Annotated in this window: 8 protein-coding genes; all 8 read right to left on the bottom strand. The window is 50.5% G+C overall.

Translation table 11 applies throughout. The features are described 5' to 3' along the window. Positions 1 to 188: 188 nt before the first annotated feature. Positions 189 to 5,381, bottom strand: a complete 5,193-nt coding sequence (locus ACJJIE_RS02165; protein ID WP_444893370.1) for an OmpA family protein — start codon at positions 5,379 to 5,381, stop codon at positions 189 to 191. Then, the gene (locus ACJJIE_RS02160; RefSeq protein ID WP_444893369.1) at positions 5,381 to 18,430 is read right to left on the bottom strand and encodes an isopeptide-forming domain-containing fimbrial protein; all 13,050 of its coding nucleotides are present in this window, start codon (positions 18,428 to 18,430) and stop codon (positions 5,381 to 5,383) included. The genes ACJJIE_RS02165 and ACJJIE_RS02160 overlap by 1 nt, the downstream gene beginning before the upstream one ends. A 306-nt stretch (positions 18,431 to 18,736) precedes the next feature. Beyond that, positions 18,737 to 20,116: an AgmX/PglI C-terminal domain-containing protein gene (locus tag ACJJIE_RS02155; RefSeq protein ID WP_444893368.1), complete on the bottom strand. Its 1,380-nt coding sequence runs from the start codon at positions 20,114 to 20,116 to the stop codon at positions 18,737 to 18,739. Positions 20,117 to 20,125: 9 nt separating this feature from the next. Further along, positions 20,126 to 20,665, bottom strand: coding sequence for an ExbD/TolR family protein (locus tag ACJJIE_RS02150; RefSeq protein WP_444893367.1), 540 nt, complete (start codon positions 20,663 to 20,665; stop codon positions 20,126 to 20,128). Next, positions 20,662 to 21,252 carry an ExbD/TolR family protein gene (locus ACJJIE_RS02145; protein WP_282932156.1) on the bottom strand — a complete coding sequence of 197 codons (591 nt, stop codon included), beginning with the start codon at positions 21,250 to 21,252 and terminating at the stop codon, positions 20,662 to 20,664. Before ACJJIE_RS02145 ends, ACJJIE_RS02150 begins: the two co-directional genes overlap by 4 nt. Continuing rightward, positions 21,252 to 21,983: a MotA/TolQ/ExbB proton channel family protein gene (locus ACJJIE_RS02140; RefSeq protein WP_282932155.1), complete on the bottom strand. Its 732-nt coding sequence runs from the start codon at positions 21,981 to 21,983 to the stop codon at positions 21,252 to 21,254. Before ACJJIE_RS02140 ends, ACJJIE_RS02145 begins: the two co-directional genes overlap by 1 nt. Positions 21,984 to 22,052: 69 nt before the next feature. Further along, complete coding sequence (locus ACJJIE_RS02135) at positions 22,053 to 22,373, bottom strand: hypothetical protein (RefSeq protein WP_238152012.1); 321 nt, start codon at positions 22,371 to 22,373, stop codon at positions 22,053 to 22,055. Then, positions 22,370 to 22,954 (bottom strand): tetratricopeptide repeat protein, encoded by a 585-nt coding sequence (locus ACJJIE_RS02130; protein WP_413662567.1) that lies wholly within the window; start codon positions 22,952 to 22,954, stop codon positions 22,370 to 22,372. Before ACJJIE_RS02130 ends, ACJJIE_RS02135 begins: the two co-directional genes overlap by 4 nt. Positions 22,955 to 22,960: the final 6 nt, after the last annotated feature.

Here is a 22,960-nt window from a genome sequence, read left to right as displayed (position 1 = left end):
TGTAAGCTCCTAATCGGCATCCATGCCTCATAGGGTCCCGAGCGCAGTGTATTATTTCCTTCTCCCTTTTTAGTAAAAGGTAAGATTAAGCAACCTGATTCTTTTCCATTTTAATAACTTCACATTATTGTTTGAAGCTCAAACGAAAAGGATAAGATTTAAGGCCCAACCTGCGCCGGGCCCTAAAATTACAGCTTGCCAATTATATTAATAAACACCCCATGACTGTCATAGTCAAGCTGGGTGAGGTCATCAGAGAAGTCGGTAAAGTTGTAGCCCACCCCCAACTTAAGGTGATCCCCAACATGGCGATACAAGCCGATTAGGGCGCCGCTCTTACTATCCTGGGCATCGGGTAGATCGAGCAGACGGGCTTCCAAGAGAAGGTCCCAGCGTTTGATAAAATGCCAATCGGCACGCAGTACATAAAGGCTGGCACGGCTATCGAAAAACTCCGGGTCTTCCGTGTCCATACTCAACTGGCCCAGACGATAAGCGTACTTACCACCCAAGGTCCACTGTCGATTGAGATCGTAACTGGCGTCTATCGAAAAGATATGACTCTTCTGGATAAATTCAGTGGAGGTATTTTCAACCGTCACCTGGTCCTGGGTCGGCACATTATAGAAATAGGTGTACTTCATCAGGGTATTCAGGCGGTCGTTATTCACCGGGCGATAGGCATAACCCATTACCGCTTCGGTAAATTTGCCATCGTAGAATTCACCTTCCGAACTTTTGCTGTCTGAATAGTTGAGTTTGCCAACCAAGCGCCAGTCTGGAGTAAACTGGTAGTTAAAGGTATTTTTTAATAACCATGTATTACGTTCAGTTTCCGATACGGTATTTTCGTCCGATACGGTTTCCGATATATCCGTACGGTATTCCAGCGCTGATGCTATACGTATCGCATCCCGGCCATAGCCCATATTAAAGCCCATGGCATTGCGTTCGGTTTTGGCTCCTGTATCCGGATCTTCGAGCGTACCCGCCTCCAGGGTAGTGCCATAGCTCCAACGGTCATTGGGCGCCAGATCCATACCCAGAGCGTGGGTCAGGCCAGTGGAAACATCGCCGTGACTGTAGCGCTCTTCACCATAAATATTGAGCGTATCGGAATAGCGGCTGCGGAAGCCTGTGCTCATATTGCCCTTGCGTGCACGCACACCGGTATCACTGCGCTCGTTATCCAGCGCATAATTCATATAAAGGCTGGTTCTGTCAGTCACCAGAAAGTCCGTACCGAGCCTGGCAGCTGTGCCGGTATCACCGCCGGAAACCTCACTATCCATTGTCAAACGGTCACTCACCCGATAAGCACCACCGAGTCCGATGCGATTGTTCTCTTCCCGGGTACCGGTCACCTCCATCGTATTCTGCACAAAACCAAAGGCGCTCCAACTCTCACCGGAGTCATAGCTGGCCTCGACAGCAACATCCGTTCGATCCCCTTCTGTCTGGGTTGCGGCGACAACTTCGGATTCATCCTCGCGGCTGTCATTGCGAACCGCAGAGGTGAGACGCCAGTGATCATTGATGCGGTAGCCGAGCATCAAGTCCATCGCATCGGTCTGCAACCCATCTTCTTCCTCTTTGGTGTCGGCTTTGACCCTTACATCAAAACTCTCACCTATCGGCAGGTTAACGCCACCGCCATATTGGATAGTATCGCCATCCACAAATTGGCCTGGACCGGAAAAACCCGCTTCACGCTCTTGATGGTAGAAATTGCCAGAGCCGCGCAAACTCTCGAAAAAATCTCCCAGCTGTAAAACGCCTTCCACTTTAGTTGCACTGGCGGCAACTGTGGAATCCAGGCTTTCATCTTCAAAGGTGTAGCCACCATCCAGTGAACTGACACTATCGAGGTTGCTACCCTCGCTATCGGCCATTTCAATTTTCACCCAACTACTGGCGCTTTTACGCAAAGTCAGGTCAATGCCCTGCAGGGAACTTTCTTCCTCATCTTCATCTTGCTGAATACTGCTTAGGCCCAATTTGACATGATCACCTAGCCAATAGTGGGCACGTCCACCGACAGCCAGGGTATCCATTTCCTCAAAGCCCGGTGTGTATTCGTAACGCGCTACCAGGTATTGGGGGTTACCGTTGTAAGCGCCATCTTCAATGAGCAGTTCATCATTTGCCAGGGAAGATAAGGGGCTATTGAGCAGGATACGCCCTTGGATATAGTCAATGTCGTAATCAACTACTGCAGTGAGGGTCTTAACTGCGAGCACCAGTCCGGAATCTTTATCCCGAACTTCCACACGTAAACTTTCCGAGCCGCTGGAAATATCCTGGTGCCGAAGGTAATACAAGGAACCGCCGGTTCCACGATACTCATCGCGCCCGGCAACTGTTCCAGGCTCGGCCCCAAAGGCATCTATTTGAAAGCGTTTTTCACCAAAGCTGGTCATCGCATCCGTTTCAAAGTGACCGCTACCACCGTAGAGCGTTCGATCAATTTGAGCCAGTTCATTATCGGCAAAGTTCGCTTTGAAATTACCCCAGAGGCCGTAGTCATCGTACTTGGACAATTTCACATAGAATTTGCCAGAAGTAGGGGCATCTTCAACGACGGTGGAGTCATCGCCAAACGTCGGATAGTACAAATCGCTATCCATACGGCGGAACAAGGCATCGGGAGACTTTTCCATAAAGTTGGAAAATAGATCATCTACCGGCCCTTCTTCAGTGTCAGCGCTGGCAGACAGGCGCCAGCCCTCCCCGAAGCCACCATTGGTATAAAACGCCAAGCGGCCATCGTAACTAACGGAGTTGTCATAGTGAGTCTCATCGCCGGTGACCAGTGCAGCAGGGCCGTTGGTTTTGTCGTAACCCACGGTAAGGTCGGCAATCCCTACGGCAAACCAATCACTTTTAGCAAAATCCAAATCTCGCAGGAAGAGTTCACCATTGCCCTCGTCATCGAGAATCGCCACTTCAACTGTATGCATACCCGGTGCAAAAATTTGCTCGGCGATAAACTGGCCTTGGCTATCTACCGGGACCGGATTGCCCGCTAGCCATACTGTGTGTCCAGGTGGCACCTGGGCACCATTGACCAAGACACTGTTGCCATCGAGTGGAATATTCTGTTGGGCCAGGCGATTCTCACCGTAACCTACCAACAATTCCCGACCGATATCCTCATTTTCGGAAGAGTCTTCGATTTTATCCACTATCCAAAGGGTTTGCTCAGTGGTCTCGTCATAGCGACCCTTGTGGTCGTAGGCACGTAAAACATAGTGCAGTTTTTTCAGTGGCGCTTGGTAGTCAGAAAATTCTGCTCTCCACTCCCCTTTACCAAAGTGATCCAGCGGCACAATAGCCAGCGGGGTATCGCGCAGAGATTGCCCCTCTTCAAACAAGCGCACTTCTGTACTTTTAACAAAAGAGGGATAGTTGGTATAACTACTGAAAAATACCCGATTCTCTGCCAGATCGGTATCCGGGTTATCCGCATAACGGATGGTATTGGGCCACGCTGTCACATTCAGGCGCGGCTGCATTTTTTTGTTGTCGAAGCGGAATTGAATATTGGCTTCCTGCAAAGCCACATCGGTACAACGCTGCAAGTCCGCCGAGTTTTTATAGGGATCGTATTCCGGGCTGCCGTCGACAGTGATACGCATTAAGTTAAGTGCGTAGGGATTATTGGCTATGGCTTCACGATTAATGCGCTCGATTTCCAAGCGATCACTTTCTGTGAGAATTGCCAGTTCATCGTAAAGGATTTCGACCTCAACCCTGGCGCCATCCCGCTGCTCAAAGCCATTGCTCACCACATCCGCAGATTGGACGTAGCCACGCCCTTCAAATTCCACCTGGGTGTCTTTCAGGTTAAGTAACTCCTGTACCTGCGCCATAGCGCGTTGGGCACGGGCACCGGACAAACCCTGGTCATCGCCGTAAACCATAGCTTCGCGGCGATCCATACGCTGGTTATCGCTGTAACCAATAAAGCTCAGGCGCACATTTGCCTTATTGGAGATTTCAGCCATGGCTGCACGTATCTGTGTCAGCTGTGCCTGGCTGATAATCGGGTCACCGTTATCAAAGCGAATCGGAGATATTTTTCCACCGGCGGACTCATAGGCGATGGTGAGAGTTTCTGCTGCTGCAGCTTCCGGGCAGGCTTGCACCGATTCCGTAGGGACTTCCAGCGGATCGTCATACCAAAATTCCACTTCTACCCGGCGGTTAAGGGCGCGGCCTTTGGGAGTATCGTTAGCCGCTATTGGCTGGCTCGCCCCTTTACCACTGCTGGTAACCATAGTTGCGGGTAAGTTCAGTGCAGCAGCCAAAGCCTGAGCGACACGGCGAGCTTCACTGTAGGACCTTTCCTGATAGGCTTGCTGCTGGGCTTCCGGGTTTTCACCCACATCCAGCGGGCGGGCATCAGTGTGGCCAATAAAATGAATAACCAGATTATTTTTATCGGCAAGGTTTGATCGAACCTCCCGGATACGGCGAATAAAGGCTTCCGGTAATTCTGTTTGCCCGGGCTCTATTCTCAGTGGCGTCACCAGGTTTCTAAGGCGTGCCCGCTGTTCACTACCCGCAGCATAGGTGAGTTTACACACCGTTTCCTGGCGGCATACTTTCACCCGGTTGAGTAACAGTGCCTCCGCCCGGGCACGGTCCGCCATGGCTTTTTCATCCAGGGCGTCGTAGGTTACTTTTACCTGTACTCGGCGATTTTCTTCACGACCTGCAGTCGTAATATTATCCGCTATAGGCTCAATATCTCCGCGCCCTTCAACGGCAATCATTTGCTCCGGCAGTTCGAGAGCCTCTTGCAGGAAGTCTGCCACAAACTGGGCTCGCGCCAGGGTAAATTCTTCTTTGCTGGTAAAGTCCGCTACCAACTCCCCAGTAAGAGGGTCAGAATCGGTATGGCCAATGAAGTGCAATTTGAAATTAGGCGTCTCGCCCAATTCATTCAGGCTCTGGCGCAACAATTCCACCGTCTCTGGAGAAACTTCATCTTCAACGCCATGGAACAGGATTGGGTCAATAAAATCTTCCACCACAATCGGGTCTAGCGGCGATACGAATTGTGTCGCATCCTGAAGCCACTGATTTGTGGGGGCGCGCAGCAGCATACCTTCGGTATTACTACCGATTGATTGCTCCTCGAACTCTACTTGAGTTTCATTTTCCTCAGAATTCAGGCTTGGAATATTCTGCCACACCTGCCACCAGCCAAGCTCATTCAGTTGCGAATCTGCATCTTGGGCCTGGGCCGGAAGTGTCAGTGCCAGTGCAATTGCAGTGGCCAGACGGCGGTCCCGCCGGGGGAAAAAGCGGATCGACTTCACTGAAGAGTTTGTCGAGCCTGCTTTCTGGACAATATTCCGTTTCGCAAAGGGCATTACTCCAACCCTCCTTTGCCAGGAGGCGCTCCACGGCGCCAGAAAACTTCAGTTTCAATGGTCAAATCGTAGTCGCCATTACGACTCGTCCAATCCTTGGCAACCTGATCCTTAATTGCCTGCAGGCGCTCTTCCACCAAATCCGGATCTTCATTTTCACCGAGATAGGCAAGGCGTAAAACAGAGGGGGCTTCGCTGAGTTTTTCCAACAATAAATCCATTCGGGAGTGCCATTGCGGGCGCAGTTCTGTTGTGCCCGGTTCAAATACCGCATCGGCAATGTCCAGGCGCACCACCCGGTGCAAGCTGGCTCCAAAATTGAACTTCAGCATCTTGCCTCGGGTAGCTCGCAGCACGCGCGGGTTTTCAGTGGTGAGACGATACCCGCTTGGCAAGCTGCGATCGTCGAGCTTGAGCACAAAATTAGAACCCCGGTCTCCATTCGGCACCACTGCGCAGGTAATATGGAAACGACCATGGGAGTCCGCAGTAACATTCAAGCCGGTCGCAGTTGCCACACGCGCTCCGGGCAGGCCACCCTCGCCTTCATCCTGGTAGCCGTTCATATTTTTATCGTCAAACACTTTGCCGATAACATCAGTACAATCAAAGGTGGGATCGGGCACCACACGCACAGTGGCAGAGGCCTCACCAGAAGCGGCCTGCCCAGAGAGCTGATTGAACATGCGCGCGCGGTTTACGTATTTGCCCTCGCCCACACCGGAACCTACAACCAAGAGCAGCTTTAACACACGAGTTTCTTCCGCTTCCACTCGCAGATCCGACCAACTTAATTGCAAGCCCTCACTTTCAGGTTCAACCGCCTCGCCATCAAGGCGCGCTGAGCCCGCCACATATTTGAAGCCTGCGGGGAAGTAATCCACCAACTGCAAATCGGTTAGGGGTATCGGCAGTGTGTTGCCAAAGGTAATGGTGTAGGGCACCAGCTGGCTGCGGGTTACATTGAGCATGGCGGCAGTTTTGGTGATGGACAGCGCCCCTTCCAGCTCCGGGTCCATAGCGATATGGTTGTTAAACAGCTGGCTTTCCCCTGGAATCTGGCCGTCATCCAAAGTCATGCGCAGATAGTAATCTGTTGCTGCATCCCGGGCCTCCACATCGAGGGTGGGGTGTGCGGAAGATTCCTGTACCTCACAGTGGTCCGCAGTTGCAGGAACCATATCGGCATTACTGCCCAGGCAGCCAGCCACATCAAAACCGGCAGTTTCGCTATTGGTCTGCGCGGGGATTACCAGTGACTCACCACCGGTGTAATCATCATCATCGATTTCTACCTGAATCAGGTAATCCACGTTGGACGGACAGGAAGCATCGCTGAAATTAATATCGAATTTGTAGTAACCCCCGGACTGGGATACCTGTCCCTGCTGCTTCTCATCATCAAAGCAACGCGCCGGTAGCTCCTGACCGGAACTCACTCTCAGCATGGTGAGTGTGGCACCTTCAATAGCAGATCGGGTTACAGAGTCGTAAACCACTCCATTGGGTGTCAGCGGTAAGTTTAAGTCCTGGGGGTTTGCCCCCGATTCCACATAAATTTCACTGATCGATTGTGGTCCATTGGTGAAATCAGAAACAGGATTACCCAATGAAGCCGTATTTTCCGTGGCATCCGGTGCGGTGTAACGCATCTCGTAACTGAGGCCGCCATAACTGTTGGGCACCAGTCCCTGGAATTGGAAATAGCCACTTTCATCAGACTGAGCTGTTTCCATCAGCTCCTCATTGAAATACAGATCTACTGCCCAGTTAAGCAGTAGGCTCTCATCCGTATCCAAAGCATTGTTGAAATTCACATCGTGCCACAGATAACCGGCCAGGTTGGCAATGCCCGGCGTACCGCCAACATCAATGGCAACACTGGCCTGAGCACTGGAAGCTGGGTCATTCCACTGCACTTCTGCCGTGTTCACTACGGTAAAACCGTAATCCAGGTTTTCCGACATCTGCGCCTGGAAACGCAGTGTAACAACCTCTCCCGGCTCCAAATCACCGTAGGTAGTGGCATAGTCCGCAGTGATCAGTGTGTTGGCCACTGTTACACCGTCGGCCTGCCCATTGAGCAGAGCTGAATCGGCAACATAAGTGAGGACGCCATCGCCGGCAATGGCCAGGTCATCGGTAATCTCAACATACGTGGCAGAAACACCACTGATATTTTCGACGGTTACCAGGTACTCCAATACCGCCCCTGCTTCTGCAGCCCCGCCACCGACAACGGCAACTTCTTTCACAATGGACAACAGCTGGGCATCACCTACGACCACCTCAGTTGGCTGAGCGCCATTGGCCGAGTTGCCGTCTGCATCGGTTAGGGTAAGTGCCAACTCATCAGCTTCAACACTACCCTGGTTACTAATAACCGTACCTGTCGCTGTACCAGCGTTCACCATCACTTCAAAGGTAACGGTGGCTGTTTCGCCCGAGGTAATAACACCCTCGTTAGCTCCCGGCAGGGGTGGTGTCAGGTCATCGGAAGAAACCGGCAATGCAGAATCCAGCTGTGAATTACCACCACCGTTATCCGCTACCGATTCACCATTTAATGTGGTAGTACCGGCAACATAGGTGGTGTCATCTGGCACCTGGTCGGTAAGCGCTACTTCCTGTGCATCCACACCCCCCATATTGGTAATGGCGATGGTATAGCGGAGCACATCACCGGGATCAACAATCCCTGTGGAGGTGTAGTCTTCAGCAATTTCTACAGTCTTGTGGGCAATTAACAGAGGCACATCGCCGACAATATCGATCGTGGGATCATCGGGGGTATCAGTATCCGGATCATCGGAGGGCACTTCATCAAAAGTACCACTACCCGCTCCTTCACCATTTACGAATCCCTGGTTCGAAATTACGGTGCCATCATTAACGTCATTAATGGTGACATCAAAGGTGATAACCGCTGCAGAAACACCATTGGCGCTGGCACTGATAAAACCATCGGCTTCGCCATCGGTATTAATATCCATACCGGCAGCCAGCGGGGAGGTACCGCTGACATCGGACACTGTAGAGCCGTTCAAGGTAGTAGAGCCGCTGACATAAGTCGTATTCGCGGGGATCTGATCCCGTATCTGAGTATTGATCGCGTTCTCATTACCGGTATTTTCCACCGAAATGGTGTAACGCAGGGTATCTCCCACCATCAACAAGTCGGCATCATCAGTAATATCTACCGACGTTTTTTCTACGACCAGTAATGGCTCTGATTCAATCTGTACTTCCGTGGGATCTTCATCTCCCGCAGTATCCGGATCATCGGTACCATTGATATTGGGGTCATCACTGTCTTGTAACGCTTGCCCGGGCAGCTGAACTTGGGCCTGGTTAAAGACTTGAGTCCCACTATCAATAACTGCAGCCAGCGTAACCTCGTAAATAATCTGGATAGAATCCCCTGTTGTGCCGCTCGCAGTGAGGTCCAGATTACCAACTTCCAGGTAGCCACTATTCCAGGTTCCTGCTGAGGCATCGATAGCACTACTGTCACTTCCGGCAGGTGCACTGACTAACTGCAAAGTGCCCGATTCAAATAATGCAGAATTATTTAATCGACCAAGGTCATCGGAAACTTCAACTCCACTTACATCAACACCGCTCGTATTGGTCAGTGTCAGTGTGTAACGCAAAACTTCTGCCGGACTGGCGGTAGTAGCCGGGTTTTCTCCACGGCTGATATTTTCCACCGCTTTGTAAAAAGTCACTGTCGGCACAGAGGAGGTAACCGAATAAGCGTCCTCATGATCAAGCACGCCAGGAGTACCATCGGTGGGCGCCGCATTGGTGTACTGGCGGGCTTCGCTGAAGCTGCTATCCCAGCTATACCACTCAGTAACACCGGCAATATTCGTCAGCGTATCCCCATCAACGGTGTCGGTATCCAGGTAGGCATCGTAGCCCACAAGTAGATGGTAATCCGCATCCAGCATCGCCGCTGAGCCAATGGAGGTAATTGTGAGCGTACAGCTCGCGCTGTCGAATACTGCAGTAAAGTCGGAGCCTTCCGTCAGAGTAGCCGTGGTGATACCAGTGCTATCGGTAATTTCCGCAGTAAAATTGTCAGGGGCCGTTTCACACATACCACCGGGATTATTGTCCGGCAAAATATCGGTAACACTAATATCCCAGGCGGGACCCGTACCGGTATTGTGTAAATCTAAAGTGAAGGTACCACCAACACCGGACTGCACACTGGTCGGGCCAGTTTTAGTCAGGGTAATTGCGCTGGGCTCTACGACTTCCATATCTGCCGTAGTATTTCCGCTACCCGCACCCTGCCCCACAGAAGCATTATCATTTTCGTAGTTGTAGCTATAGCTGGCACTCGTAGAAAAATTCAAACCGTCTACATTTGGCGGGTCTATATCCAGCAACTGCAGTGTTACATCGATTACCACTTGTTCGCCGGCAGGCACATCAATTCCAGTCGTATTGTCTGCAATACTAAGGCTGGTAGCGGTACCATTATTTTCAGGGGTGAAAGATGCACTGCCAGAGACTTTACTGGCACTGACAAATTCTAAATCTGCAGCGGACGTTGTGAGATCCATCAGCACAGTGACATCGTGAAGCGCTGTGGTCTGCACCGTTTCCGGGATGGTAATGCGATAATTAAATGGTTCGCCGATAGATGCGGTTGATTGGGTAATCTCAATCAATAACGGTGAAGCATTGGGCGTATTAAATTGAACGCTAACTGGAGAGGTCGGACCATAGTCCTCACGTAAATCCTCAGTTACCGCGACGGAATTTAGTGACGGTAAATCATCATCATCGAGAGAATAATAAACTTCAACATAGGCTGCATTCTGCAGGCTCAGCCCAGCGCCCAAGTTGGAATCAGCCTCAACCCGATAAACCATTTCCAAAGATTCGCCCGCATCGATTCCATAACCGGTCCCTGAGGCAAAATCCCAAATGGCTTCACCGGTACTGCTATCAAAAGAGGGGGCGACCACCGCTGCAGTGGCACCATTTACCGTAAGGGACTGCACACTGATTCCCGCCTGTCGCAAACCGGAGGGAATCACATCGCGGAATACCGGATCATAAGCCGGTGAAGAGCCGTTGTTAGTTACTGTAACGGTATATTCAATCGTATCGCCGGCAGAAAGCGTACTGCCATCCGCAGGGCTTGAACTTATCGCCACAGAGAGATCCGGCTGTAGCAGATCCAGGGTTTCACTATCGCTACGGGTCTCAGCGCCTGTGGCAGCATCGAAACCAAACTCTGCGGTATTGGTCAATGCAGTATTCGCTGCAGGCCAGGGGTGGGAATCCTCATTGAGAACCCGCACCAGGTAACGCACAACAAATTCATCGTTGCTGCTATCGTTATCAGCGGTATTTACCAAGTCCGGGATACTCCAGGTGACTGTAGTGGCACCGGTGGCAGGGTCTCCAGACTGCAGCGGCTCGGCAATATCACTGTGGGTAAACGGTGCGCTGGCAATAAATGGTGCCGAACTCTCGCCATTGATTGAGAGTGTGCTTACAAACACCATCCCCTGAGGCAAGGTATCGACAATTAGTCCGTTGGAAGCCGTGCCCTCTGGCAGGGAAAGGGTAATCTGGTATTCAACCAAATCACCCACTCGCAACTGCTCATCAGCACTACCATAGCTGTCATCCAGACGAATTTTGCTGATTGTACTGTCGTTGGCAGCATCTACCTGAGCAGCAATATTCTCCAACAAATAATCATTCAGCCCAGCGCTGCCATCGGCACCATTACGCTCATAGGTGCTGCTGTTATCTTCATCGAGGCTGGTCCACTCAACACTGGCAGTTGCGGACAACGTCGCTGCTGGCTGTACACTGTTGAGAACAACCGCGTCAAAAACCAGCGCACTGCTATCACTTGCAGCGATATCCAGATCGCTGTTAGCCCGATCCCAAGCCAGGGTTTGTGCAGTTGTAACTCCGTCACCACTTACAGTTGGATCTGCCTGGGACGCCCCGGCAAAAGTTACTGTGCCCGGCACAAATTCAAGCCCCAGGGACAGCAATTCGCTAACTGAAATGTCATAGGCTGCAGAATTTTCTGCATTGCCCGCAGCGCTAAGGTCCAAGGTGAAGCGCAGTACATCACCCGCATCCGGGTCGTTACCTGGATTGGTTTGATTCGCAACAGAAGCAGTTGCACTTAGTTCCGGCTCAACAATCGTGAGTGTCGCCGCAGTGCCGGTACCGCCAGACTGTGAAGTGCCTCCGTCCGTTGCGGCGTAAGTATAAGTCACTTCATTTTCAAAACTGTGGCCAGCCTGGGCCGTCGCATTATTGGCGACCCGGGCGCGCACTTCAAAAATTGCCACAGTACCCGCTGGAATAATATCTATTGTCAAATCGATATTATTCCCACTGGTATTATCGGTATAGGTGAGCCCATTAATTTCCTGCAGCTGCACCAGCTCCAGACTGGAATCCAGTACGTCGGAAATTGCAATATCGTAAATTGCCGAAGTCGTGCCACTGCCAGGCACCTGTATTTGATATACGACTTCATCACCGATAGCGGCAATAGATGCTGTCTGCAGTGTCTTTTGCGGAGCGGTCACACTGGTCGCAACGGTACCCATTGGATAAGGAGTGCCCAGGGAAACTGCAGAATACTGCTCGCCATCATTGCCCTCCAGCGACCAAAACTCATCGACTGTAAAAGTATTAACCCAGCTTTCACCGCCACTGATATCCGTATAGAAACCAATTTCGTAGCTGATTTCCAGGCAAGTGCCCGCCTCAACTGGCACCAGGAAATCGAAACCCATATCATCACCGCGCGTTGCGGGCGCGCTATAGGTGTAGTCGGTTCCCTGTGTCAGTACAGCACCGTCGAGGCTCACCTGGAGATTGGCAATGGAACTCTCGTCCATTTGCGTCGCTAAGTCGTCTGTTAGCGATAGGTTGTAGGCGGAGGCGAGGCCCGAGTTACAGGCCTGCAAGGTAAACTGCATAACATCGTTGGCCGGGTCCACATTCATATGGGAACTGGGCCAAGTGGCATCGGTCTTGGTGAGACTGTCGATAACCGGTTGCAATACAGTAATATCGGCGCTGTCCTGCAAGGTACTGGCCGCGCCGGTGTAGTTTAGCTGGGCCGTATTGGTAAGAGTTGCAGTAGGAGAGGCAATTCCCGAACTCACCACTACCTTGGCTGTGTACTCAATAATAAAATTATTGGTATTCCCAAAATTACTGCTGATATCCCCCAGGTCCCAGGCAACTGTACCAGTATCACCTGCTGCAGGAACTGAATTCGCGGAATACGTGAAATCGTTCAGATTATCACTATAGGGCGCAGCACTGTCCCCATTTACGCTGACAACAGTGTCAAATTCCAAACCACTGGGCAGCACATCATCAATAGTGACCCCAGGCGTAGTACCCGCCTGCAAATTCAGGGTTAGCTGGTAAGTAACCGTATCACCAACACGCAAGGTGCCCACTGCAGTTGCCGTATCCGTATCGGCAGTTACTGTTTTTGTAATACTGGTATTATCAACTGTATCGATACTGGCCTCTGCGGGGCCAACACAATAATCATCAGGCGCAGAGATACTGGGACATCCAGCACCATCACGCTCATAAGCCTGATCATTGATGCTGCCATCATCCAGCGAGGTCCAGTCCAGCATTACACTGTTATTAATGGGCGAACCAAAAACGCCTGTAACCTGGGTGCGGTAGGTGAGCACCAGTGTTTCGCCAAGCTGCAGATCCAAGCTGTTATCACTGTTGTCCCGCCCCCATACCAGTGGGCCCGAGGGGGCTGCTGCCGGCGTAGCTACAAAACCGGAAACTGCGGTGCCGCCAATTTCTGCGGTAGGAGTAAAGCTGCTATCAAAGGTCAACTCTGAAGGTAAGGTGTCTACTAAATTCAGCTCATAAGCGGGGGCACCGGAGCTGGAATCATGCTCCACGGTAATCACATATTCCAGTACATCACCGCCCACCGGTAGGTTGCCGGGATTGGTGGCATTGCTCACAGTCTTGCTAATCGCAAGTAGGGGTTCTACTACCGTTATACTGGTTGTACTGTCGTTAAGACTTTCCGTGCTACCGCTTTCCCCGTTGCTATAGGTCAGCGCAGCACTGTTCTGGCGACTATCCCCGTCATTTGTAGAGAGATCATTTTCAATACGTGCAAAATAGGTGATTCGGATCAGCGGGGAAATACTGCTTCCTGCGGTATCATCTTCACTATTAGTATCGACAGTGCCGATATCCCAACTGGCATTGCCGGAAGTATTATCCCCCGGGAAACTGTTAAAAGCGGATTCGGATGGCGCGCTGCCATTAATTGTCTCAATGCCGACAAAGTCGTAAGTGATATCGTAATCAGTATTGTGGGAAAGCACATAACCTTCAGGGCTGCCCAACTGATCAGTGACGACTACATTTTCACTGACCCCTTCCGGCAAACTGATTTCCAATTGGAATTCTTTATGAGCACCAATAGTAGGAACTACTGTGGTGTCTAAATCTGTTTTAGTCAGCTCTAATGCCGGGACTTCGGTCTGAGCGCTGGCGGTGGTTTCATAGTCGTTGATGGGATCGCCAACATTAGGCAAAACACCAATACGCATTCCATCAGCATCGCCATCGGTTCCAATAACATTACTGCTGTTAAGGGCAATATCTGAACCCGGTAGCGATTGCCAGCGAGCTTCGATGGTATTGTCCAGAACTTCATGGGGCTCAACGCCCTGCTCTACCTGAACTTCAAAAGTAAATGTTTTTGTATCGCCAGCGGCAATGGTGTAATCGCCATTACTGCGATTCCAGCTAAAGATGGGAGCATTAGAGCCCACCGTAGTGACATCAATATTATTGGGGGGATCATTGCCACCCACATTGCCCAGGTAAACTAAATTACTACCGGTGAGATCGTCGAGTACCTGTAAATTGTATGCATCGGCGCTACCTGTATTTTCAGCGATAACCGTCACTGTGAGAATATCGTCAGCATCACTATTAGTAACGGCAAAGGATTTTGTCAGCTGTATTTCAGGTTCGAGTATCGTTATTTCATGTGCGTCAAATGGTACCGCTACAGACGCACCGGACTCATCCACGTAGGAAACCTGTGCAGTCGTGTAACTACCACCATTGCCCAATACATCACCGTCATTGGTATTGCTGCTGTTTTCAATACGGGCAATAAACTCTACAGGGAAATCAAAAAGGCTACCGGAAACGGTGGTGAGTTCCTGATCACCAAAATCCCACTCTACATAGTCCGCAGTACCAGTGCTGGTACAGGTAGCGTTAAAGGTACCGCCCGGTACGAAACCTGCAGTATCAAAGGGCGAGGCACTTAAATCGATAGTTTCTCCCTCGATACAGCGCATGCCCGCCGGCAATTCATCGCGAATTACAAAGTCCCGCAACTTTGCCGCCGGAATCTGTGCGGTCAACTCGTAACGAATCTCTTCACCGACAACAGCGGTATCACTGCTGGTACCACTGGCGGTGCCGTTGGAAAATTCCAGCGCTTCCTTCGGTTCTGCCTGTACCTCAATAATCTGCATCTGCGCTTGGGCATTATCAGATTGGTAGTGGCGAGCACGCCCCGCTGCGGGGGTGCCGTCACCTACACCATCATTGTCCGTGTCACTGACAATCTGAGGGGTAGTCTGGTTACTAAAATCATCCTCCAAACTGTCGTAACGAGCAAAAAATGTATTCGTAAACAGCTGCAGTGGTGCCACTGACTCGTCCGGCTTCACACGATAATACAAAGTGACAGAATCACCGGGATTAATCCGCTCAAGCGCGCTGGAGTGCTCATAGGAGAAGGTAATAACCGCTGGAGTACCGCCGTCTCCACAATGGGAAGCTTCCGAATAATTATTTGTACCCGATGTAGTTCCCACCCAGCCATCATCGCCACTGGTAGTTTCCGAACTGCCATCGCCATCATTATCCAGACTGTCAGACTCCAGGGCCTGCACACACATCTGACCCGAGGAATCCAGGTTATCGGTTACTACAATATCGTACGCGGGCGCTCGATCAACGCCGCTATCTGAAGCCCGATTGGTAACCGTCAGACGGAAAATATAAGTCTGGTCACGGTGTCCTTCATCAGTAAAATCAACAAAGTTGCTACAGCTGGTTCCTGTCCCGTAAAGGTTTTCATTACAGACTTTTTTGTCCACCTCTATTGAAGGCTCAGTAACCGTGACCGATTCCGACCACTCAGTGACATCAGGGAAGCCTGGAACGGTTGTTGGAACACCATCAATATTGGTGAGGGTACCACTGGTATTGTAGTTATCGACGATTATCGTTTCCGTATCGAAAACCGCAGTAAACTGGGCCCGGGCATAATCAATACTGTCATTTGCATGTTGGTTCGGGTCTGTACTCTCAGTATCCGCAGGGTCATTCAGCAAGCGGGTGGTCATGTCCGCGAGGAACCAGCGATCTTTCTCTGTAATACTGGCAGTAATATCCCACTGTAAATCTGTTTCACTCAGTGAGTTATTCAGACCCCCGCCTTCGACTATATCGCCAGTAGAAATAGCTACACAATTTGCCTGAGAGGTAGTGTCGGGAAGAGTGACATCGGAACAGTTTAGGGCGGAATCCGCAATATATCCCTGTCCATCGGGGAGGTCGTCGATAACATCAACATCTTTCACTTCAATTAAAGTGAATCCGGGAGTATCAAAACCAAACCAGCCACCGGCTTGAATTTCAAAGCTACATTCTTCACCAATCAGAACACTGCTATTGGGATAGGCACTTTCACTGGTAAGCTCGTTACATTCATCGGAACGATCTTTAATCAGGTTAAATCCCATAACCCGCGCGCGCATACCGTCGAGGGTATAATTATTGGCCAATTGTTGATTTGGGGTCGTGTCGGTTAGGGATACCGGGTCGGGAAAACCCAGCGCTGTACCATCATATAAGGTGATCTCACCCACAACATCTGCGCGGAAAGTAAGGTCGTCATCGGTGGCAGAGTGGTTTTTCTCCACCTCGAAAACCACCCGCTCTGTATCACCAGGTCCAATTTCACCACCCAGATCACCACTATCACAGAGATACACCGTTGAGGAATTCGGTAAATAATCAGGCTGATTCCAAAGTGGGTGCCCAGGGACAGTGCCTAAACTGGGATTTCCCAGCGCCGTACAGCTGCGATCATTAGACAGAACCGTCATCGCCTCACCAAAGGTGATATAAACGGAATAGTCATTCGCATCGTGGCCACCATTATTGGTGATATCCACTGTTAACTCTGAAGTACCGCTGTCACGAACAATATAGAGGGGGTGAACGGTGCTGACATCCAGGTCTTCAGGGTCGGGAGTAACCGATTCGGTCTCCACTTGAGTAGCAGGACTTGTTGAAGAACAGAAGTCCTCGTAATCAATCGTCAGAACATTACCTGTTAAGGCAATATTACTATTTGGATCAGTTCCGGTAGTGGAGGACTCTTCCTCTACATCCAGGTCCGCCTCGAAGTCATAGAAATCTGGCTCTATCGTAACGACGCGGAATCGAATTTGAATTTCATCTCCGTGCCGCATCATGTTCTCTTGGTCGGAATAAACCGAGTGAACGGTACTACTCAATAAGCGGAATTCTGGTTGGTTATTGTTAAGTGGATCAGTATCCCACTGATTCCAGGTAGAGCCCACACGCCATTCCAGTGTATCGACTTTGCCGTCATAGGTTGAACTATAATTGGCTCCATGATTGTCAATTCCACGGCGCTCCTGGGTGATCTCCGGGTTAAAGGTAGTATCAACTACATATTCGTCAGGCAGATCACTAACAAATTGGACGTCCTTTACCGAACCCCCGGTCTGGTTATTTACCGTAATGGTAACGTAGCCGGAAGCACCCAGGGGCTGGTTCAAATTGGTACCAGTAATCTCCTGGGTAATAGTGAGGTCTGAGGAAGACACAACACGCATTGCCGACGTATCAGAACCAGGGGACGAAGCTTCCGCAGGGCTGGTAATACCACCAACGCCCGTGTCGCCATCAATTTCACAACCCCACTGTAAATCTGACACCGTATTGGTGCCGTTACTACAGGAAGTATTTACCTTACCCACCAGGTAAATATCCAGGGTCCCTCCAGACGGAACATCAGTGCGCCCCGAACCATTGGAAAAATTGCCATCCAGCTCAAAATCGTTAACCGAATTACTGGCTGATACACAGCTACTACCACCGGGCGCAACACCATTATTATTGGCAACAGCTTCAGCAGCACTTTCACTCGGACAGGCGTAGTTGATATCCATATTGGGGTTGGACATCAAATCATCAAAACGCGCATCCTGCATATCCGCCTCACCATTATTGGAGATACGGATGCGCCAAATTACATCGTCCTCAATATTGCCATAGACATTATTGGTGTAGTTCGTTTGCGCGGCATCCATGTTGCGGCCGCGCTTATCCATGGAGGGTTCGGGCTCACGTATGGCCAGCTCCATGCTGTCGGTATCTGTGGTGGTTGGGTAGCTGCAGTAATCGAATGTTGCAGTAGCATTCAAGGTACGATTATTGACTACCAGCTCCTCTTCCTCTTCATCCTGGCTTCGCACATTAAACGTGATAGTTAAAGTAGTGCTCTCAGCGAGATCAGAAAGGGCTGACAGATCATTTTGGTCCCAAGTGATAGTGGTACCGCTAATCGTGGGCTCTCCCAAAACAGATCCAGAACTTACAGAAGTGGAGCCCGTTACATACTCCAGGCCAGAAGAGCCAAAGTTCTCAGTAATAACGATATTCTCGATATATTGAGTACCCGCGAGGCCGCTATAAATACTGGGTACATCAACTTCTATGGTGACCTGTCCATCACCACATAAAACACACCAACTATCGCTAGAGCGATGACTGAGGATATTGAACCCTGTAGGGTCCTCAGTTATAGAAGGGCAACTACTTTGAGCAAATGCTTGCGGCGCAGCTATTAAGAACGCAGCACAAACCAATAAAAATCCAATAAATGTAGACTTGTAGGATTTTTGCTCAACTATTTCCGACTTCATTATCACTTAACAGCCGCCACTTTCTAATGCAGATATTTGGAGACAAGTCGGGCATTTACGCCAGACACTCCACGGTGGGCGAACTTTAATTACAACGCCATCTGGTAGCCGTGAAATAAGTCATAATTAGCCAGCTAGCAGGGGGAACTTTTGCGGGGATTGCCAAGTGGTTCTCAGGCAAGCACTGAGGATGAAAAGTTTTTTCTAGTATGAGCAAAAAAAGAGCGCAAAAATCTGGTGAAATTTTCGCCGTATTGAAGTGATCGGAACCCACCTATTTTTGGCAGGCTCCGATCGTTCATTGACCTAGGTAGGAGGGAAGAAGTCAATTGGGTAAAGAATAGTGATTGTCGGCACTCCAGCCTTCTCACCAAAGTTAAACCGTTTGACCCTAGCCACAATTTTTGCATTGAGTGACGGCGAATCCACATCACTGGAATCTACACTCACAGCAGAAACCGATCCGCTGGGCTCGATAGTAATCTTCAACACCATCTTGCCTTGCAGTGCGGGATTATTACGCAGTTCACGATTGTAAATACGGTACAAGGTAGCCTTGTAGCGATCGAAAACGATCTGGATTTCTTCGTCCGTCCGCGACGGTCCAGCGCCATCGCTAAGAGGACTATCCTCACCGGCAAAGTCACCTTCAGTCCCGATAGAGCTTTCCACTCGCGCAAAGGCAACGCCACCCAAGTCCGAACCAGATCCACCCACATTACGACTCAGCTCTGCTGTGTTGATACCACCACTACCTGCGGTAGATGCTGCAGTGATCAGTGAGCGCTGACTGCGGTTCTCTTTTTTACCGGCCGTGCTCAGCTGGGTTTGCTGGCCGAGGCGGTTATCCAGATCATCCTGTATCAGGTCCTGGAAGTTATCCTTAAAGGCGAGAACACCGGATCGCTCAGCTTTTTTGCGCGCCTGCTTTTTCTCCGCCTTGGAAGGTTTCGGATCCTGTTTGGCCACCTTCTGCTCAGGCTTCTTCTCCGGTTTTTTCTCCTCTTTTTTAGGCTTGGATTTTTCTGGCTCTGGCGGTGGCTTGGGCTTGGTTTTCTTCTCAATAACCAGCTTGGCCAGGCGCTCAGGAATCTCCACTATCTGGGTTTCAGGCTTGGGCACGGTATACAAAGGAATCAGGTAGCCCAACAGTGCGGCGAAAAACAGCGAAACCAAAACACAGCGACGAAATCGCTTTTCGTCCTCACCCTGCTTATGCCATGGCATCACCATAGGGCGGAAACTAGGTTGTTCGAATTCCCTCGTTATCTCAAATTCGAACTTGGACTCTTCCTCCTCACGGCGCAGCTCATCCGCGCGCTCATCCAGCGCAAAGATCTCTTCCTGGCAATCGGCTATTCCGCCCTGCAAAGCACTGCGCTCACCGCGCAATTGCTCCATGCCCTCATTGAAACTGCGTGTCGATTGGCCGATCCGCGCAATAACTTGCGCTGAAGCATTCTCCCGATAATCTTCGGCCCAGAACATTTCCCCCGCGCCAGCATCCTCAAGCTTGCGCAGACGTTCTGAAATCTCGTCGAGCAACTGGTACTTGGACCCCTGGTCCTGTAATTCAGCCAGCTTCTCTTCGATTCGTTGCCGCTCATCCTCGAGCAGCTGCATGCGATGGCGAACCGCTTCAAGCGCTTCGCCTACCGCCTGCTGTTGTTGAAGAAAATTACTCACAAACTTCCATTAACCCTGAGATGCTTTCTGAATAACCGCCAGTGAAACTTTGGTATAGCCAGCGTCTGTACAGCTGGACATCACCTTTTTCAGCAAACTGAACGGAATGCCTCTGTCCGCGAGAATATTGACCTCCGGTGGTTCTGGATCCTGCCCCCCCTCGACATCACCCTCACCCGAATCTGCCGAGATCTGTGCAACTCCAATTGCTTTGGCCAGCTCCGCAACCATGGCTTCCTTAATGGCCGCAATAATGGTTTCCTCACTTTCCAACACTTCTGAGGTGGCAATTATCGAGTTGGACTCCACCAGGATTTCATCATTGGTCACCATCAAGGTCACCGTTTCCCGAGGTTTAGTCTCCACCACTGAGTCCGGCAAGGTAATCACCTTGGGGGGCTCCAGCGCTTCATTGCTGGAGGTATTAGTCAGCAGGAAAAATACCAGGATCGTAAAAACATCCATCAGGGAAGTCAGGTTCATACCTGAGGTTTTCTTGCGCTTATGACTTCGCGCCATACGCTTCATGCGTCGGCTTTCATTTCTCATGGCGCATCCCCTATGGAAATATCAGGAAATAAAACCACCTTTTCCACCGCATCCAGATCACTGGGATCACTCCCCTCAACCCGTACTTCAGCTCCGCGCACAGTATCCATAATGCCCACCAAATGCTCATAGGCGATTGTGGGCTCCATCAGGATGATGGAATCAGTTTTTTCCGGATAACTGGCCTTAACTTCCAACAAGAACTGCGTGAGCTTTTTAAGGTCATACACTTCTGCTGTGGGCAGCACAGCGAGAATCTCAGTCTGTTCTGTATCTGCTCCAACGGGAGCCTCAATAGGAGCATTTTCACCCTCGCCATCGATATTCAGGTTGGGGAAACGTGCGATAACCTTTTCACCATCACTGATTTCCACGGCCTGTTCTCGCACAACTACCTCCACCGTAACCGTGGGATCATCCGGTGCTCCACCACCGGCACCACTCGGCATATTCAGTTCGAGAATTGTCACCCGCGAAAATACCGCCGATACCAATAGAAAAGGCACCAATACCACCATCAAATTCAAGAAAGCGGTGATATCCAGCTCAGGAGCTTCTTTATCCCGCCCGTGGCGCCGCCTTCTCATTACGCAGTTTCCGCTTGCTGTGCTACTGGATTGGTTTTAGCTGGGGCAGTTTTTTCACTAGACGGCTTGGATTTTGCGGGCTCCACTTCAAAACGGCGACGGGTTGCACCATCAATCAGGTTGGATGCTTTTACTGAGACCATCTCCAGGCTGTCGATAATTTCACCGGTGAGTGAGTTCAGCAGTGCGTGGACAATCAACAACGGGATACCAGTCATCAGACCAAAGGCGGTGGTGTTCATCGCCACGGAAATACTGGCGGAGAGCAAGTCTGCCTTTTCTGCCGGGTTGGCATTGGCTACCGCTGTAAAGGCTTCGATCAGACCCATAATGGTTCCCAGAAGCCCGAGCAAAGTTGCGATATTGGAAAACAAAGCGACGTAAGGGGTGCGTTTTTCCAGCTGTGGAGTAATCTCCATCATGCTCTCTTCCATCGCGATTTCGATATCTTCACGACGGCGAACAGCCCCCTGCCGGGCCAGCCCCATAGACAGTAATTTACTCACACTGGACTCGTCCTGTTTTACCAGGTTGCGAGCGCGATCGAAGTCTCCCGAAGCTAATACAGGCTGCAGCTTATCCCACATATTGCGGTTGCTGCGGCGCTCCAAATGCAGGCGGATAAAGCGCTCGATAGCCACAGCACCACCCAGTGCGGCAACCACGAGAATCGGGTACATAAAAGTACCGCCCGTCTGGAAAAACTCGATGACGTTATTGAAAAAGCCCATTACAAACCCTCTTGAGAAATACAGCTAAAACTTGGTGCTACTCCGGCGATAGCCGGAGTCTATATGGCGTTAATCGCCGGACAGGCTGAGCTGGTAGAACTCCAACTCACGCATGAAAACTTCCTTGTCGAGCGGTTTGAGTTTGTCATCCATCAAGCTGGAGACAAGGTCGCTTTCGACACCCACTTCGGAACTTTTCCAGGGGACAATATAGAGAGACTTAGGGGCTTCCTTGTTACCGATAATAGAAATACCCGACAACTCCTTAATTTTCGAATCCACCTTTTTATCGGTGGATTCTTTCTTCTCCTCACCCTCAGACTGAGCCAAGGCATAAGGAAAAACCATAAAGCTGGCCACGAATGGCAAAGCCCAACGAAGTTTAATCATTTACCAGCCCTCCGTTGAATATCAGCTAACCAGATAGTGACATCCCGGTCCTCTGGTTCCAATTGCACATATTGTTCGAATTGTGCCAGAGCACACTGGAGATCTTGCAGATATAGATCACACAATATGCCCAGATTTTTTATTAAAGGTAGATATTCCGGATTTTCTGCCAAAGCATTCACATATATTTTCCGCGCTTCGGCAAAGCGCCCCTGCTTTCGGTAGAGAACCGCCAGTTCATTAGTTGCCACCGGATGTTTTTCGTCCAGCGCCAATGCCTTTAAAAAAGCCTCTTCCGCTTTTGCCTCATTGCCACTTTTGTAGTGGGCAATACCCAGGTTGATATAGGGTGCCGGAAGGCGCTGCTCGCGCTCCACCACTGACTGCAGAAGTTCAATAGCACTCGCATAATCCTGCTCGGCAAGATATTCCAGGGATCGCTCAAAGTCCCGACTCACACTGCCCGATACCCGCACCGAAGAATAATCAGAGATTTTTCCAGACTTGGTTTGGGTGCTGGCGCAAGCTGCTAACAACAAGGCTAAGCCCACCAGAAAAAACAAACGCATTTGTTTTTGCATAACTTT

The organism is Microbulbifer maximicatervae (SeqCode), assembly GCF_052467325.1.
The sequence above is the reverse complement of the archived record's forward strand: the minus strand, read 5'-3'. Positions and strand labels throughout refer to the sequence as shown.

Bases quoted from the DNA above. Each gene is read 5' to 3' on its own strand.
- ACJJIE_RS02165 (WP_444893370.1), bottom strand. From the start codon at position 5,381: ATGCCCTTTGCGAAACGGAATATTGTCCAGAAAGCAGGCTCGACAAAC.
- ACJJIE_RS02160 (WP_444893369.1), bottom strand. From the start codon at position 18,430: ATGAAGTCGGAAATAGTTGAGCAAAAATCCTACAAGTCTACATTTATT.
- ACJJIE_RS02150 (WP_444893367.1), bottom strand. From the start codon at position 20,665: ATGAGAAATGAAAGCCGACGCATGAAGCGTATGGCGCGAAGTCATAAG.
- ACJJIE_RS02145 (WP_282932156.1), bottom strand. From the start codon at position 21,252: ATGAGAAGGCGGCGCCACGGGCGGGATAAAGAAGCTCCTGAGCTGGAT.
- ACJJIE_RS02140 (WP_282932155.1), bottom strand. From the start codon at position 21,983: ATGGGCTTTTTCAATAACGTCATCGAGTTTTTCCAGACGGGCGGTACT.
- ACJJIE_RS02135 (WP_238152012.1), bottom strand. From the start codon at position 22,373: ATGATTAAACTTCGTTGGGCTTTGCCATTCGTGGCCAGCTTTATGGTT.
- ACJJIE_RS02130 (WP_413662567.1), bottom strand. From the start codon at position 22,954: ATGCAAAAACAAATGCGTTTGTTTTTTCTGGTGGGCTTAGCCTTGTTG.